We start from the raw sequence: 1942 nt of genomic DNA on the forward strand, positions 1-1942 counted from the left end.
CGCCTACTTTTCCGGTCGGAATCGAAGTTTGCTGATCATAGCCGAGCAAATAATCCTTCCAGTAGGAAGCTGCTGCTGCTTCATCCTGTGCTTCAAGCCACTCAATATACTGACTGTATGGAGTCACGGGGGCAAGCTTCGGCTGTCTATGCTCCACGGCTGCAAAATAAGCCTCAAACACCTCATCCGTCACGAGCGCCACACACCAGCCATCCATCAAGATGTGATGAGAGCTCCACACAAAATAATAATCCTCGTCACCTGTTCGTAAAATCGCCACGCGCATCAACGCATCCCGGGACAAATCGAATCCGGCTGCCTTGTCCTTGCGAATAAATTCCTTCACATACGCGTCACGTTCCTGTTCATCCAAATGACGCAAATCTTCACATCTGAAACCAACATCTTTATGGCGGAAAATAACCTGCACAGGCTCATCCTGCCAACCGCTGATGAAATTAGCTCTAAATATCTCATGCCGCTGCGCCAAATGATTCAAGCTATCTTGGAAAATATCCGCTTGGAAGCGTCCATGCAAATCAAAGGTCGTTTGTTCAAAATAAGCGCCTGACGCTGCATCCATCAGACTATGGAACAACATGCCTTTTTGCATCGGCGTCAACGCATAGACATTTTCCAGTTCCCCCATGTCACGAGTCCGTTCTACCAATTGATCCAGCTCGGCCATCGTTACATTTTTAAGCATGACATCGCTTGGCGTCAGTTCTTGCTGTTTGCGGCCTGTGCAATGCGTAATGATTTCCTGCAAGCTGGTTCTGAACTGTTCAGCTAACTGCTCCATCGTTTCATGGCGATATTCCTGCTTGCTGTAGCTGATCGTCAATTGCAGTTCGCCTTCCGAAATCAGTCCGTTTATATCCAGCGTGTGCGATCGGGCTGCATGGGCGCTAAGCTCTGCACCGCTAGAGTAAGGAGATACGCCAATAGATTGATTTTGCATATCTTGATCAAATTGTCCCAAATAGTTAAAGCTGATTTCAGGTTCGGTTACAAACCGCTCTTGCTCACGTGCTGCGGACAGGTATCTCAACATACCGTAGCCAATGCCCTTTTGCGGAATGCGGCGTAGTCCTTCTTTCACCTGTTTGATGCGCTGTGAAAGGTCTTGCCCCACGCTCATATCCAGCACCACCGGGAATTGAGTCGTAAACCAGCCCACGGTGCGCGTAATATCCAGTTCTGGCAAAATGGACTCCCGTCCATGGCCTTCCAGGCTCACGAGCACTCGTTCCAGGCCCGCCCAGCGATGAATCGTCAGTCCTAATGCGGTAAGCAGCAAATCATTCATCACCGTGTTGTAGGCACGATGCGCCTGTTTTAACAGCTGCTCTGTTTCCTGAGCTGTCCACGTAACTGTAATGTTCTCGCTGTCCCTATTCAAGGAATGAGAATGGGATTCGTCTTTTGGAAGCGGCTGATATACGCCCTGTTCCATTTCCTGCCAGAATGCGAGTTCTGCTTCCATGGCCGGACTGTTCGCATATTGAGACTGTTCATCCGCCCAGGTGCGGAACGAATCCGTTTTGTGCGGAAGACGAGCCGCTTGTCCGTTCAATGCCTGCTCATAGGCGGTCGTAATATCCTCGAACAAAATGCGCCAAGATACGGTATCCACCACTAAGTGATGAATAGCCATCAGCAAATGATCTCCATCTGGGCAATGGAACAGCCCCAGCTTCACCAGCGGTCCTTCGCTTAAATGAATACCCGCCTGAATTTCATTCACTTTGGCCTCGATCGCCGCAGATACCTCAGACTCATTTCTGAAGTCGGCCCGATCCAGCGTATACAGCTCGCCCTCCCCAACCGCGCGGTTCCAAGCTTCATAACCGTGCTCTGTAGGACGGAAAATGATACGCAGTGCATCGTGATGGCTAACGATTTGATCCATCGCTGTGCGCAGGGCCGTTTCATCAAAACC

The 1942-nt window shown here is 50.1% G+C and carries 1 protein-coding gene; it reads right to left on the minus strand.

What is annotated here, in order from left to right; all coding sequences use genetic code 11:
* A partial coding sequence (locus G9G54_RS24765) for a condensation domain-containing protein (RefSeq protein ID WP_238808438.1) occupies nucleotides 1-1942 on the minus strand: 1942 nt, incomplete at both ends.

The sequence above is a fragment of the Paenibacillus sp. EKM212P genome, from assembly GCF_011066115.1.
Taxonomy (GTDB): domain Bacteria; phylum Bacillota; class Bacilli; order Paenibacillales; family Paenibacillaceae; genus Paenibacillus; species Paenibacillus polymyxa_B.